The organism is Microbacterium lushaniae, from assembly GCF_008727775.1.
Taxonomy (GTDB): domain Bacteria; phylum Actinomycetota; class Actinomycetes; order Actinomycetales; family Microbacteriaceae; genus Microbacterium; species Microbacterium lushaniae.
Map to the genome: position 1 here is coordinate 1944286 of NZ_CP044232.1, position 12540 is coordinate 1956825.

The window sequence follows — 12540 nt, forward strand, 5'->3', positions numbered from 1 at the left end:
CGCCTCAGCGGCTGTTCTCGTCCTCTTCGAGCATCCGGGTCAGATAGTGCGCGACGGCGCGGACCGCCGCGAGGTTGGAGGGATAGTCCATCCGGGTGGGACCGAGCAGCCCGACCCGGGCACCGCTGGCCGGCGCGTCGTAATCGCTCACGAGCACGGATGCCTCGGTCAGGCCGAACGGCTCGTTCTCACGTCCGATGCTCGCCGACAGACCCTGCTCGTCGGCGACCATCTCGCTCATCAGGCGCAGCAGCGTCACCTGCTCCTCGATCGCCTCCAGGAGCGGGTAGATACTGCCGCGGAAGTCGGATTCTCGGCGCGCGAGCGTCGCCGCACCGGCCATGACGAGCCGGTCCTGCCGGAACTCCTCGAGCTCCTCCGCCAGCACCCGCAGGATCGGCTGCGCCATGGCGTCGACGCCGCCGGCAGCGGGCGAGCTGCCGCTGAGGATCGTGGCCAGGCGCTCGGACGCATCGCGCACCGAGTGCCCCACGACGAGGCCTCCGATCCGGCTGCGCAGCTGGGCCAGATCGGACTCGGTGGGCTCCTCGCGAGAGAACGCCATCCGTTGCGTCACGCGACCCGTGTCGGTGACGACGACCACGAGCATGCGGCCGCCGCCCAGGCTGACGAGCTCGACGTGGGTGACGTTCGCCGTCGCGAACGAGGGGTACTGCACCATCGCGACCTGGCCCGTGAGGCGCGTCAGAGCGCGCACGGTGCGGCCGAGCAGGTCGTCGAGGTCGCCCGAGTCGTCGAGGAACGACACGATCGCCGAACGCTGCGCAGCCGAGAGCGGGCGCAGCTCCGCCAGGTGGTCGACGAAGACGCGGTAGCCCTTGTCGGTGGGAACGCGCCCGGAGGAGGTGTGGGGAGCGATGATCAGCTCCTCATCCTCCAGCAGCGCCATGTCGTTGCGGATGGTCGCCGCCGATACGCCGAACGCGTGCCGCTCGACGATCGCCTTGCTGCCGACCGGTTCTCTCGTGTCGACGAAGTCCTGCACGATGGCCCGCAGCACCTGGAGCCCGCGTTCGGTGACCATGGCACTCCTTTCCAGGCGCTGGCACTCATACACTCTGAGTGCCAATTCTAGCGGAGAAGTCCGAACGGCCGCCGAGGCTCACTGCGTGAGGGTGCGGACGACCGCGTCGGCCAGCAGCCGCCCGCGCCGCGTGAGCACGATGTGGCCGCGCACCGCGTCCGCTCCCTCGACGAGGCCGTCCGCCACGAGCCCTGCCACCGCGTGCCGCCCCTCCGCGAGCAGCTCCGCGACGGGGTAGCCCTCGCGGATGCGCGAGCGCAGCAGGACCTCCTCCAGACGCCGGGATGCCGCATCCGGCCGTTCCCGCCCCGCCGCCGGCGAGGCGCCCTGCGCGAGCCGCGCGGCGTAAGCGGCGGGGTGACGCACGTTCCACCACCGCAGCCCCGCGACGTGACTGTGCGCGCCGGGGCCGTAGCCCCACCAGTCGGCGCCGCGCCAGTAAGCGAGGTTGTGACGGGAGCGGTGCTCGGGCCCACGCGCCCAGTTGGAGACCTCGTACCACTGCAGTCCGGCGGCGCCGAGCATGTCGTCGGCGAGCTCGTACATGTCGGCTTCGAGGTCGTCGTCGGGTTCGGCCAGCTCTCCGCGGCGGATCTGGCGGGCCAGCTTCGTCCCGTCCTCCACGATGAGCGCGTACGCCGACAGGTGATCGGGTCCGAGCGAGATCGCCTCCTCGAGCGAGGCGCGCCAGTCCTCCAGCGACTCCCCCGGTGTGCCGTAGATGAGATCGACGCTCACATCCAGGCCGGCCGCACGCGCGGCGGCGACCGCGGTGCGCACGTTGGCGGGGTCGTGCGTGCGGTCAAGTGCCGCCAGCACGTGCGGGCGGGCGGACTGCATTCCGATCGACATGCGGGTCACCCCGGCCGCGGCCAGTTCGGCGGCCACCGCATCCGTCACGGTGTCGGGGTTGGCCTCCACCGTCACCTCGGCCCCGGGAACGAGGCCGTACGCATCGCGCACGCCGTCGAGCATCCGCGCGAGGTCGCCCGCGGGCAGGAGGGTGGGCGTGCCGCCGCCGAGGAAGACGGTGGATGCGGCCCGCAGCGGGCCGGCCGCCGCCATCACGCCGACCGACAGTTCGATTTCACGCAGCAGCGTGTCGGCGTACTGGTCCTGACGCGCGCCTCGCAACTCGGAGGAGGTGTACGTGTTGAAGTCGCAGTACCCGCACCGCACGCGGCAGAAGGGCACGTGCAGGTATACGCCGAAGTCGACGCCGGCATCGGTGCGCACGTCGAGTGGGAGCGCGCCGTCGGCCGGTGCCGGGTCGCCGAGAGGAAGGGCAGCGCCCATCAGGACGACGTGGCGTACAGCGGCGAGATCGCGCGCAGATAACGCTGGAAGAGGTCGCGCCGGCGGTGGCGGATGAGCCGGGGATACAGGCGGTAGATCAGCGCGGCGGGTGCGTCGAAGGCGCGCACGGTGAACCACACCTCGTCGTTGTCACGCCACTCCAGCAGGAAGAACTCCTCCCCGCTGACGACCGAATTCCCCACGGTTCCGAGGATGAACCCGACGCGGCGGGGCTCCTCGACGACCGAGATCACGCGGAGTTCGGCGTCGGCGCGCAGACGGCGCACGCGTCCGTGCAGGCGGACGGTCGTCCCCGGGGCCACGAACGGCATGCCCTCCGCGTCGAACCGCTGCTCGGACTCAAGGCGACTGGGTGCGATCGGGTTGCCCTCGGCGTCGTATCCGACACCCGAGTACATCGGGCCGGGAGCTGGGCGCACATCGGTGATGGTCAGGCCGCCTTCCCGCTGTGCAGCCCACGACAGCAGGGCCTCGCTCGCGGTGGTGAAGCGCTCTTCGCCGCTGCCGATCCGCCAGCTCTCCTCCGCGGGGATCGAGCGCTCCGGCGGGTACTGGAGGAGGTCGGGCGCCTGCGTGGCCCCCACGGCGGCATAGTCCACCGTCTCATCTCGAAAAGTCCCGCGGCGCATGCCTTCCAGGCTACTTCGCGTTGCCGAGTGATGTCTGCGGCCGCACCCCGAGGGGCGTCACTGATGAACGTGCGCGTGCTCGTGACTGTGCACGGCGGTCGCTCCCGGCCGCGTCCACTGCGCCGTCGGACGGCCGTCTCTGCGCCAGAACGAGTACGGCGCGATCTGAGGCCAGCCCTCGGGCGAGTCCTCCCACGCCTCACGGCGTCCGTAGGGCGTCAGGTCGAGCAGGTGCAGCGAGCTCATGATCGTCTCGACCCCGCGGCCGTACGTCTCGTACGTGAGGAAGACGCGGCCACCGACGCGCAGGTAGCTCGAGATGCCACCACCCCCCGCGATCGCGGGATCGGTGATGCCGCGAGTGGAGTACCACGGATGCGTGTAGCCCATGAACTCGCGGAACGGCGCGACCTCTTCGTAGGGGCCCTCCGTGAAGACGGCGAAGGAGACGCCGGCCTCGCGGAGGTAGACCGCATCCTGGAAGTCCCAGATGCTGATCGTGCAGCCCTCGCACTGCTCTTCGAACGGCTGCCCGTCGAACCACATGTGCTTGTAGACGACGAGTTCGTCGCGGCCGTCGAAGATGTCCAGGAGCGAGGTCGCGCCGTTCGGCCCGATCAGGGCCACGGGGTCGATCTCCGTCATGGGGAGCCTTCGGCGCTCCGCGGCGATCGCATCGCCCTCGCGAGTGTGCGCCTTCTCGCGCGCGAGCAGGACGGCGCGTCGGCGGTCCCACTCCTCGCCGTCGACGATCGGTGGCAGCGGTGTGCGGTGAGTGTCCATGCGCGGTACGCTAAACCTATCGCGCAGTCGTGTAAAGATTGCGGCGAACATTGCTGAAGGGCGGGCCGACGTGCCGATCAAGCACACCTACGCCGAGCACGGCGATGCCTGCCGCGCGGCGAACGCGCTGGACGTCGTGGGCGATCGGTGGTCGCTCGTCATCGCGCGCGAGGTGGTCCTCGGCCCCAAGCGCTTCGCCGACCTGCTCGCCTCGGTGCGGGGCATCACCCCGAGCGTGCTGAGCGAGCGCCTGCGGACACTGCAGGCCGCCGGGGTCGTCGAACCGGTCGTGCTGAGCGACCTCGGTCGCACGCGCGCCTACCAGGCCACGCCGTGGGGGCGCGGGCTCGAGTCGGTCTTGGAGTCGCTCGGCCGATGGTACTCCGCCGGCCCCTCCCCCGAGACCGCCGGCGGGATGACCCCGGACGGCGTGGCGCTGGCGATGCGCACCATGGCACCACCCGGATGGTCGAGCGGCCCCGCCCTCGCCCTCACACTGCACGACGGACGGCTCTCCGATCCGCCCTCGTTCCCCTACACGGTCGATTCCGACGACGGGCGACTCACGGTGACGCCGGGACTCCCCGCGGCAGCGCGCACCAGCATCCGCGCCGACGCGACCGCGTGGAGCGAGGTGCTCTTCGGCACGACGTCGCTTGCCGCCGCCGAGCACGACGGCGGCGTCGTCGTCGGGGGCGACCGGAGCGAGGCGGCTCGCCTGGTCAAGGCGTTCCGGACGCCCGCGGCGTGACGTCGCGGCCTTCGCGCGCCTACTTCTGCTTGCCCTCGACGTCGCCGGAGAGCGCGGCGATGAACGCCTCCTGGGGCACCTCGACGCGGCCGACCATCTTCATGCGCTTCTTGCCCTCCTTCTGCTTCTCGAGGAGCTTGCGCTTGCGGGTGATGTCGCCGCCGTAACACTTGGCCAGCACGTCCTTGCGGATGGCGCGGATGTTCTCGCGGGCGATGATCCGCGCACCGATGGCCGCCTGGATGGGGACCTCGAACTGCTGCCGCGGAATGAGTTTGCGCAGGCGCTCGGTCATCATCGTGCCGTACGCGTAGGCCTTCTCACGGTGCACGATCGAGGAGAACGCGTCGACCGCTTCGCCCTGCAGCAGGATGTCGACCTTCACGAGGTCGGCCGTCTGCTGGCCGGCCGGTTCGTAGTCGAGACTGGCGTATCCCTGCGTCCGGCTCTTCAGGTGGTCGAAGAAATCGAAGACGATCTCGCCGAGCGGCATGATGTACCGCAGTTCCACGCGGTCCTCGCTGAGGTAGTCCATGCCGAGCAGCGAGCCGCGACGCGACTGGCACAGCTCCATCACGGTGCCCACGTAGTCCTTGGGCAGGAGGATGCCGACCTTCACGATGGGCTCGGACACCTCTGCGACGCGCCCATCCGGATACTCGCTGGGGTTGGTCACCGAGATCGTCTCGCCGGTGTCGGTGGTGACCTCGTACGTCACCGACGGTGCGGTGGTGATGAGGTCGAGATCGAACTCACGGGACAGCCGCTCGGTGATGATCTCCAGGTGCAGGAGACCCAGGAAGCCGCAGCGGAACCCGAAGCCGAGCGCGACCGAGGTCTCCGGTTCGTAGTGGAGCGACGCATCCGACAGCTTCAGCTTGTCCAGCGCCTCGCGGAGGTCGCCGTAGTCGCTGCCGTCGATCGGGTAGATCCCGGAGAACACCATCGGCTTGGGGTCGGTGTAGCCCGGCAGAGCCTGGGTGGCGGGCTTGCGCGCCGTCGTGATCGTGTCGCCGACCTTCGACAGGCGCACGTCCTTCACGCCCGTGATGAGATACCCGACCTCGCCGACGCCGAGCCCGCGCGAGGGCACCGGCTCCGGGCTGGAGACCCCGATCTCGAGCAGCTCGTGGGTGGCCTTCGTCGACATCATCTGGATGCGCTCGCGCGGTTCCAGTGCGCCGTCGATCATGCGCACGTAGGTGACGACACCGCGGTAGGCGTCGTACACCGAGTCGAAGATCATGGCGCGCGCGGGCGCGTCGGCGTCACCGCGGGGCGCGGGGATCTCCTCGACGATCCGGTCCAGCAGTTCTTCCACGCCCTGGCCCGTCTTGCCACTGACCCGCAGCACGTCCTCCGGGCGGCCGCCGATGAGGCCGGCCAGTTCGGCGGCGAACTTCTCCGGGTCGGCGGCGGGGAGGTCGATCTTGTTCAGCACCGGGATGATGTGCAGATCGTTCTCCAGCGCCAAATACAGGTTCGCCAGGGTCTGCGCCTCGATGCCCTGCGCGGCGTCGACGAGCAGGATCGCGCCCTCGCAGGCGGCCAGCGACCGGCTCACCTCGTAGGTGAAGTCGACGTGACCCGGGGTGTCGATCATGTTCAGCGCGTACGTCTCGGCGGCGGAGGCCCACGGCATGCGCACGGCCTGACTCTTGATCGTGATGCCGCGCTCGCGCTCGATGTCCATGCGGTCCAGGTACTGGGCGCGCATGTCGCGGTCGGCGACGACGCCGGTGATCTGCAGCATCCGATCGGCCAGCGTCGACTTGCCGTGGTCGATGTGGGCGATGATGCAGAAGTTGCGGATCAGCTCGGGAGGGGTCGCAGACGGCTCGAGAGGCTTCAGGGCACGGGGTGACATGTCCCGTCGATTCTACGGGGGCGGCGCCTGAGGAACGGGCAGGCGCCGCAGCCCGTCCACCGGGCGCCACGCCGAGAGTGCATCGACTCGGCGAGAGTGCACCGGATTCGGTGCACTCTCGCCGACTCGATGCACATTCGAGGGGCGCGCGGGGCGTGGTTAGGCTGGACGGCATGACGGTCCAGGTGGTGCTCGTGCACGGCATCCGGACGTCGGCCACCATGTGGCGCGCGCAGGTGGCGTACCTCCGAGAACGCGGCATCCCTGTGACCGCCGTCGACCTGCCCGGGCACGGATCGCGCCTCGGCGAGACGTTCAGCCTCGAGGGCGCCTTCGCCGCCATCGACTCCGCCGTCCGTGCCGCTGCCGAGCACGGGCCCGTCCTGCTGGTCGGGCACTCGATGGGCGGGCTCCTGACGATCGAGTACGCCGGGGCGGCCGATGCGCCGCCGGTCGCCGGTCTCGTCGCCGCATCCTGCACCGCCATCCCACGTGGCGTGGGGCTCGCCGCCTACCGGATGATCGCGCGGGGCTTCGACGCGCTGCCGGGCCGCGGCATCAAGATCACGAAGTACATGCTGGGCAAGACGCTCCCCGCCGAGACGCGGGACGACTTCGGCGCCGGCGGCTACGCGTTCGACGCCCAGGACGCCGCGATGGCGAGCCTGTCGGTGCTGGATCTGCTGACGGCGCTCCGACGCATCCGCGTGCCCGTGTGGTTCGTCAACGGTCAGTACGACCAGCTCCGGATCAACGAGCGGCTGTTCCGCAAGGTCGCCCCCGACGCCGAACTGATCGTCGTCCCGCGCACCACACACCTGGTCTCCGCGATGCGCCCGGAGGTCTTCAACGCGGTGCTGAACCTCGCGATCACGACCATCGAGCAAGACTGATAGACTCGGTGATTGGCTTGCGTGTGGGTTCCCACCCTCACGACCGCCGTGCGACACCCCTCTCTTGTCTCGCGGCATTGACCAGATCACTCCGAACGAAAGACCGTCGAACGTGGCGAATATCAAGTCGCAGATCAAGCGCAACAAGACCAACGAGAAGGCGCGTGCGCGCAACAAGGCCGTCAAGAGCGAGCTGAGGACCGAAGTGCGTCGTACGCGCGAGGCCATCGCCGCCGGCGACAAGGCCGCCGCGCAGAAGGCACTGGTCACGGCGACCAAGAAGCTCGACAAGGCCGTGAGCAAGGGCGTCATCCACGAGAACCAGGCGGCGAACCGCAAGTCGGCCATCGCCAAGAAGGTCGCAGCCCTCTAAGACCACGATCAAGGCCCGTCCCGTTCGCGGGACGGGCCTTCGTCGTGCCCGGGCGCATCCAGGCCGCGGAGGTTCAGGCCGCGAACGGCGCCCGGGTGGCGATCACGGTGATCATCCGCTCCAGCGCGAACACGGGGTCGCGCGAGGCGCCCTTGACCTCGGCATCCGCCCGCGCGGTGGCGTGGATCGCCATGCCCAGGGTCACCTGCGACCATCCGACGAGGTCGCGGCGGGCGCGATCGACCTGCCAGTCCTTCATGCCCAGGCGCGCGGCAAGCGCCCGGGAGGGTTCGCGGCTCCCGGCCACGCGGGCCATGGTGCGAAGCTTGGATGCCACGGCCGCGACGAGGGGCACGGGGTCCGAGCCCGATGCGAGCGCGTGGCGCAGCGCCAGCAGCGCATCCCCGTATCGTCCGGCGATCGCGAAATCGGCGACGGTGAACGCGGAGGTCTCCACGCGCCCGCCGTAGTACCGCTCGACGATCCGGTCATCGATATCGCCGGGCACATCGGCGATGAGCTGCTGGCACGCAGAGCCCAGCTCGGTGAGGTCGTCGGCGAAGGCCGACACCAGCGCACGCAGCGCCGTCGGCGCGATCCGCTTGCGCGCGGCGGAGAACTCCCCCGCCGCGAAGTCGTAGCGGTCCGAATCCCGTTTGATCGCCGGGCAGGCGATCTCGATGCCCCCGCCCTCGCCGGCGCGGATGGCGTCGAGGAGCTTCTTGCCGCGCACGCTCGCTCCCGTGTGCCGCAGGATGACGGTGGCACCCTCCTGCGGCTGGGCGAGGTAGCCCACGGCTTCGGCGAGGAACGCGTCGGAGCACCGTTCCACACCCGATACGCGGACCAGACGAGGCTCGCCGAACAGCGAGGGCGATGTGACGGCGAGGAGGGTTCCGGGTGCGTAATCATCCGCGCGCAGATCGGTGACCTCGAGGCTGGGATCCTCGGCCTTCAGGTACTCCCGGATGCCGGCGGTGGCCCGCTCGGCGCAGATCTCCTCCGGCCCCGAGACCAGCACGATCGGCGCGGGCTGCGGATCGCGCCACGACACCTGCGGGATCGCCGAGCGCGCCTTGGCGGGCGCGCTGCGCCGGGATGTCGAGGCCATGTCTCCAGCCTAATGACCGTCTGCGACGCTCCGCTCCCGCCACAGCCGGAGCCCACCGTCCTCCTGCCACACCGCCACGGTTCCATCCACATCGGTGCGGGCCACGCGCGTGCCACCGGCACGCAGCACTGAGAGGAGACTGTCCCGAGGATGTCCGTAGTCGTTGTCCCGTCCGACCGGGATGAGCGCGAGTTCGGCATCGACCGCGTCGTAGAGAGCGGGATCCTGGTCGGCGCTGCCATGGTGGGCGACCTTGACCACGGCGTAGTCCCGCGATGATGCACTCGCCCGCATGCGGGCCTGCGGTTCGGCCGAGAGGTCGCCGAGCAGCAGGATCGGCGGCACGCCGCCGTCGCGCACCTCGATGGCGATGCTCGCGTCGTTCCCGGCCTCGTGCACGGATGCCGCGGGCCACAGGACGCGCACGGCGGCGGTGCCCAGCGGTATGGCGTCGCCGGTGAGCACCTGCCGGCGCGCGGCTCCGCCCGCCTCCAGCCGGGCCAGCGTGCGGGCCCCGTCGGTGTCGGGCGGGCCGTGCCACACGCGGGCGACCCGGCCGATCACCGCCTCCACTCCCCCGGCGTGGTCGGCGTCGAAGTGCGTGAGGACGAGCAGGTCGAGACGCGCGATGCCGAATCGGTCCAGGCACTGCCGGAGGAGGGCGGGATCGGGCCCGGTGTCGATCAGCGCGACGGAGGACTCCGAGCGCACCAGCACGGCATCCCCCTGGCCCACGTCGCACATCGCGATCTGCCATGCGGCCGGAACGGTCCACGGCGCGGCGACGCCCACCAGCGCCGCCTGCCCCGCACCCCAACCGAGCGTCGCTGTGACGACCGCGACGCTCGCGCCGCGCAGGATGCGTCGGCCCTTCGTGCCCGGAGGCACCAGGAGAGCCGCGATCAGGGCGCTGCACACGACAGCCAGCGCCACGGCTCCCGGTACCCCCTCGGGCCAGGGCAGTCGCTGGGCCGGCAGCGCGGCGACCGTGTCGGCGATACCGGCGATCCACGCAGCCGGAAGCCAGGCGATGGCCACCAGGCCGTCCTGCACCAGGGGCAGGGGCGCCGCCACGCACGCCAGGAGCCCGGCGACCGTCGCCAGTGGCGCAGCGGGTCCGGCGAGCATGTTCGCCGGGACGCCCAGGATCGCCACGTGCGGATCGAGCACGATGAGGAGAGGCCCGCATGCCAGCTGCGCCGCGAGCGGAACGGAGATGGCCAGCGCAAGCATCCGCGGCATCCACCGACCCAGGACTGCGGCGAGGGGACCGGCGAGCACGAGCAGCGAGGCGGTTGCGACCACCGAGAGGGCGAAGCCCCATGTGAGAGCGAGCCACGGATCGATCATCAGCAGCGCCGCGACAGCGACGCTCAGGACCGCCAGGCCCGAGCCGGCACGCCCCAGTGCCACCGCGAGCATCGCGATCGAGGCCATCGCACCCGCGCGCACGACACTGGGTTCGGGGGTCACGAGCAGAACGAACACGCCGAGCGCGCCGAGGCCCGCGGCAACGCGCGCCCCGCGGCGAGCCCCGCACAGTGCCGCGACGCCGAACGCCAGCCCGACCACGATCGCGCAGTTGGCGCCGGAGACGGCGGTCAGATGCGTCAGCGCGGCGCTGCGCATCGACTCCTCCAGCGTGGCGTCCACCGCCGCGGTGTCGCCGAGGGCCAGACCGGGGATCAGTGCCGCCCCGGGCGGCGGAAGACGTGCAGCCGCATCCGCCAGGCCGCGGCGCAGCTGTGCGAGCGGCGCCCAGATCCCCGCGGGCGGGTCCACCACCTCCACGGGTGCGGACGCACGGATGACGGCGACCTCCCGCTCCCCGGCTTCGGGAGGAAGCGGGACGCCCCGAACACGGATGCGCGCCCCGAGGTCGACGCCCGCGAGCGACGCCGCATCCGCCGCCGGCACCCCCAGGCGCACCGTGGCCGCACCGGAGACCGCCTCGGCGCCGGCGCGGATGGTGCGGGCGGTCGCGTCGAACCACACATCCCCGGACGAGGAAGGGTCGAGCCGGCCCGTCACGGTGGCCTCCACGTCGACCGCGCGCCCCGGCTCCGCGACCGAGCGCGCCTCCGCTCGCGCGGGCTGCACGATGCCGACGTGCGCGCACACCGCACCACCGACGGCAAGGCACACCGCCACCACGCCCCATCCTGCGCGCGCCCGGGTGGTCACGAGCATCCCGGTGACCACCGTCGCCGCGCCGGCGCACAGGATGACCGCCACCGAGCCCGCCCACGGCGGGGCGAGGACCGCGAACACCGCGGCCGCCCACGCCGTCGCTGCCAGCGGCACCACGCGCACCCCGCGCCGAGCGTTCACACCCGCACCTGCTCACGCAGGCCCGCGAGGAGCTTCTCGCCGATCCCGGGCACGGCCAGAAGGTCCTCGACGCTCGCGAATCGCCCGTTCTCCTCACGCCAGGTGAGGATGCGGTCGGCCAACGCCGGCCCGATACCGGGGAGCTCCTCCAGCGCCGCCGCATCCGCGGTGTTGAGGTCGACCATCGGATCCACCGGTGACGCCGCGGCCGGGTCCGGCATCGCACCCGCGACGGGCACGACGATCTGCTCGCCGTCCTGCACGGCCCGCGCGAGGTTGACGGCACCGCGGTCGGCGTCGGGCGCGAAGCCGCCGGCAGCGGCGATCGCGTCGACGGCCCGCGCGTCCGGCTGCAGGGCGTACAGCCCGGGTGCGCCGACCGCCCCGGCGACATGGACGTAGACGACGGCCGAGGCAGACGGCGAGGACGGGGGCTCGGAGGCGAGCGGCACGGTCTCGGCGGCGCCCGACGCGCCCCGGACGATGCCGATGCCGACGGTCACGGCGAACACCGCCAGCACCAGGACGATGGCTGCTCCCGCGCCCAGCCGCCGGCGGGCCCGGCCTCGCTCATGTCCCGACTCCACATGCGCCAGGCTAGGGCGCGCGCGACTCCGGAGCGCGGTGAGACGGACCACCCGTGGAGCGGGGCGCCGGAGACGCGGACTGGGGAGGAGAGGCCTCGAAGGATGCGAGAATCCGGGGGTGACGCGCACGGGTTCCTCCTCAGCTGCCGCACGCAAGCGCGCGCGCACGCGCACACGGTGCCGGAGCCGCCGCACAGCGCGGGCGAGACGCGCTCGCCGCGCGCGCATCACGGTGACCTCGATCGTCAGCACGGTCTGCGTCGTGCTGATCGCCGGCGTCGCCGTCCTGGTCGGCACAGCCGTCCAGGCGTTCGAGGACGCCGCGCAGGGCCTGGGCGAGATCGGCGGCGACTTCACCGCCGTACCGCTCACGGTGGCACCGCCCCCGGCGTACGACGCCGAGCAACTCGGCAATGCGGCGACCATCATGGCCGCGGGCGCCGATATGGGCCTGTCACTGCGCGACCAGGCCATCGCCGTCATGACCGCGATGGGTGAGTCGTCACTGCGCAACATCGACTACGGCGATTGGGAGACGAGCGGCGTCACCAACCCCGACGGATCGCGCACGACGTCGATCGGACTGTTCCAGCAGCAGGACGGCTGGGGGACCCGCGAACAGCGCCTCGATGCCCGCACCGCCGCGACCCTCTTCTATGCCGCCATGCTCGAGAAAGTCCCCGAGCCGGAGCGCCTGCAGACGGAACCGACCCTCATCGCCCACCGCACGCAGATCAACCGCGACCCTCAGCACTATGGGAGGTATTGGCCCATTGCCGTCCGCGTCGTGGAGGAGCTCTCCGGAGAGCAGATCCCCGGCGTCGCCGCCCCCTGAGGGCAGCGACGCCGGTGC

Annotated in this window: 12 protein-coding genes; 4 read left to right on the plus strand and 8 right to left on the minus strand. The window is 71.3% G+C overall.

Annotation, left to right across the window (positions count from 1 at the left end):
* Nucleotides 1-4 precede the first annotated feature (4 nt).
* From hrcA to F6J85_RS09215, 4 genes are all read right to left on the minus strand, one after another.
* Entirely contained in the window at nucleotides 5-1045 is a 1041-nt protein-coding gene (gene hrcA / locus F6J85_RS09200; RefSeq protein WP_150924731.1) for a heat-inducible transcriptional repressor HrcA, read from the minus strand.
* Nucleotides 1046-1123: 78 nt separating this feature from the next.
* A complete protein-coding gene (gene hemW, locus F6J85_RS09205) occupies nucleotides 1124-2341 on the minus strand; it encodes a radical SAM family heme chaperone HemW (protein ID WP_150924732.1) in 1218 nt (405 codons plus the stop codon).
* On the minus strand, nucleotides 2341-2991 hold the full coding sequence (locus F6J85_RS09210) for a DUF1990 family protein (RefSeq protein ID WP_150924733.1): 651 nt from the start codon (nucleotides 2989-2991) through the stop codon (nucleotides 2341-2343). Before F6J85_RS09210 ends, hemW begins: the two co-directional genes overlap by 1 nt.
* Before the next feature lie 57 nt (nucleotides 2992-3048).
* Entirely contained in the window at nucleotides 3049-3774 is a 726-nt protein-coding gene (locus F6J85_RS09215) for a DUF899 family protein (protein ID WP_150924734.1), read from the minus strand.
* Nucleotides 3775-3844: 70 nt separating this feature from the next.
* On the opposite strand from F6J85_RS09215, the gene F6J85_RS09220 reads away from it, so the two are divergent.
* Complete coding sequence (locus tag F6J85_RS09220; protein WP_191906565.1) at nucleotides 3845-4525, plus strand: winged helix-turn-helix transcriptional regulator; 681 nt, start codon at nucleotides 3845-3847, stop codon at nucleotides 4523-4525.
* A 19-nt stretch (nucleotides 4526-4544) separates the two neighbouring features.
* On the opposite strand, the gene lepA is transcribed toward F6J85_RS09220, so the two are convergent.
* Nucleotides 4545-6392 carry a translation elongation factor 4 gene (lepA, locus tag F6J85_RS09225; protein ID WP_150924736.1) on the minus strand — a complete coding sequence of 616 codons (1848 nt, stop codon included), beginning with the start codon at nucleotides 6390-6392 and terminating at the stop codon, nucleotides 4545-4547.
* A gap of 173 nt (nucleotides 6393-6565) precedes the next feature.
* Here lepA and F6J85_RS09230 point away from each other — a divergent pair, with 173 nt between their 5' ends.
* Both F6J85_RS09230 and rpsT read left to right on the plus strand, forming a co-directional pair.
* On the plus strand, nucleotides 6566-7285 hold the full coding sequence (locus F6J85_RS09230) for an alpha/beta fold hydrolase (RefSeq protein WP_150924737.1): 720 nt from the start codon (nucleotides 6566-6568) through the stop codon (nucleotides 7283-7285).
* A gap of 112 nt (nucleotides 7286-7397) precedes the next feature.
* Nucleotides 7398-7658: a 30S ribosomal protein S20 gene (rpsT, locus tag F6J85_RS09235; protein WP_150924738.1), complete on the plus strand. Its 261-nt coding sequence runs from the start codon at nucleotides 7398-7400 to the stop codon at nucleotides 7656-7658.
* Between the two features lie 73 nt (nucleotides 7659-7731).
* On the opposite strand, the gene holA is transcribed toward rpsT, so the two are convergent.
* From holA to F6J85_RS09250, 3 genes are read right to left on the minus strand one after another with little or no spacing between them, the layout of a single operon-like run.
* Nucleotides 7732-8769 (minus strand): DNA polymerase III subunit delta, encoded by a 1038-nt coding sequence (gene holA / locus F6J85_RS09240; RefSeq protein WP_150924739.1) that lies wholly within the window; start codon nucleotides 8767-8769, stop codon nucleotides 7732-7734.
* 9 nt (nucleotides 8770-8778) lie between these two features.
* The gene (locus tag F6J85_RS09245) at nucleotides 8779-11100 is read right to left on the minus strand and encodes a ComEC/Rec2 family competence protein (RefSeq protein ID WP_238706904.1); all 2322 of its coding nucleotides are present in this window, start codon (nucleotides 11098-11100) and stop codon (nucleotides 8779-8781) included.
* Nucleotides 11097-11687 carry a ComEA family DNA-binding protein gene (locus F6J85_RS09250; RefSeq protein WP_238706905.1) on the minus strand — a complete coding sequence of 197 codons (591 nt, stop codon included), beginning with the start codon at nucleotides 11685-11687 and terminating at the stop codon, nucleotides 11097-11099. The genes F6J85_RS09245 and F6J85_RS09250 overlap by 4 nt, the downstream gene beginning before the upstream one ends.
* A gap of 232 nt (nucleotides 11688-11919) precedes the next feature.
* Here F6J85_RS09250 and F6J85_RS09255 point away from each other — a divergent pair, with 232 nt between their 5' ends.
* Nucleotides 11920-12522, plus strand: a complete 603-nt coding sequence (locus F6J85_RS09255) for a peptidase M23 (protein WP_238706906.1) — start codon at nucleotides 11920-11922, stop codon at nucleotides 12520-12522.
* Nucleotides 12523-12540: the final 18 nt, after the last annotated feature.

Bases quoted from the DNA above. Each gene is read 5' to 3' on its own strand.
- hrcA (WP_150924731.1), bottom strand. From the start codon at position 1,045: ATGGTCACCGAACGCGGGCTCCAGGTGCTGCGGGCCATCGTGCAGGAC.
- hemW (WP_150924732.1), bottom strand. From the start codon at position 2,341: ATGGGCGCTGCCCTTCCTCTCGGCGACCCGGCACCGGCCGACGGCGCG.
- F6J85_RS09210 (WP_150924733.1), bottom strand. From the start codon at position 2,991: ATGCGCCGCGGGACTTTTCGAGATGAGACGGTGGACTATGCCGCCGTG.
- F6J85_RS09215 (WP_150924734.1), bottom strand. From the start codon at position 3,774: ATGGACACTCACCGCACACCGCTGCCACCGATCGTCGACGGCGAGGAG.
- lepA (WP_150924736.1), bottom strand. From the start codon at position 6,392: ATGTCACCCCGTGCCCTGAAGCCTCTCGAGCCGTCTGCGACCCCTCCC.
- F6J85_RS09230 (WP_150924737.1), top strand. From the start codon at position 6,566: ATGACGGTCCAGGTGGTGCTCGTGCACGGCATCCGGACGTCGGCCACC.
- holA (WP_150924739.1), bottom strand. From the start codon at position 8,769: ATGGCCTCGACATCCCGGCGCAGCGCGCCCGCCAAGGCGCGCTCGGCG.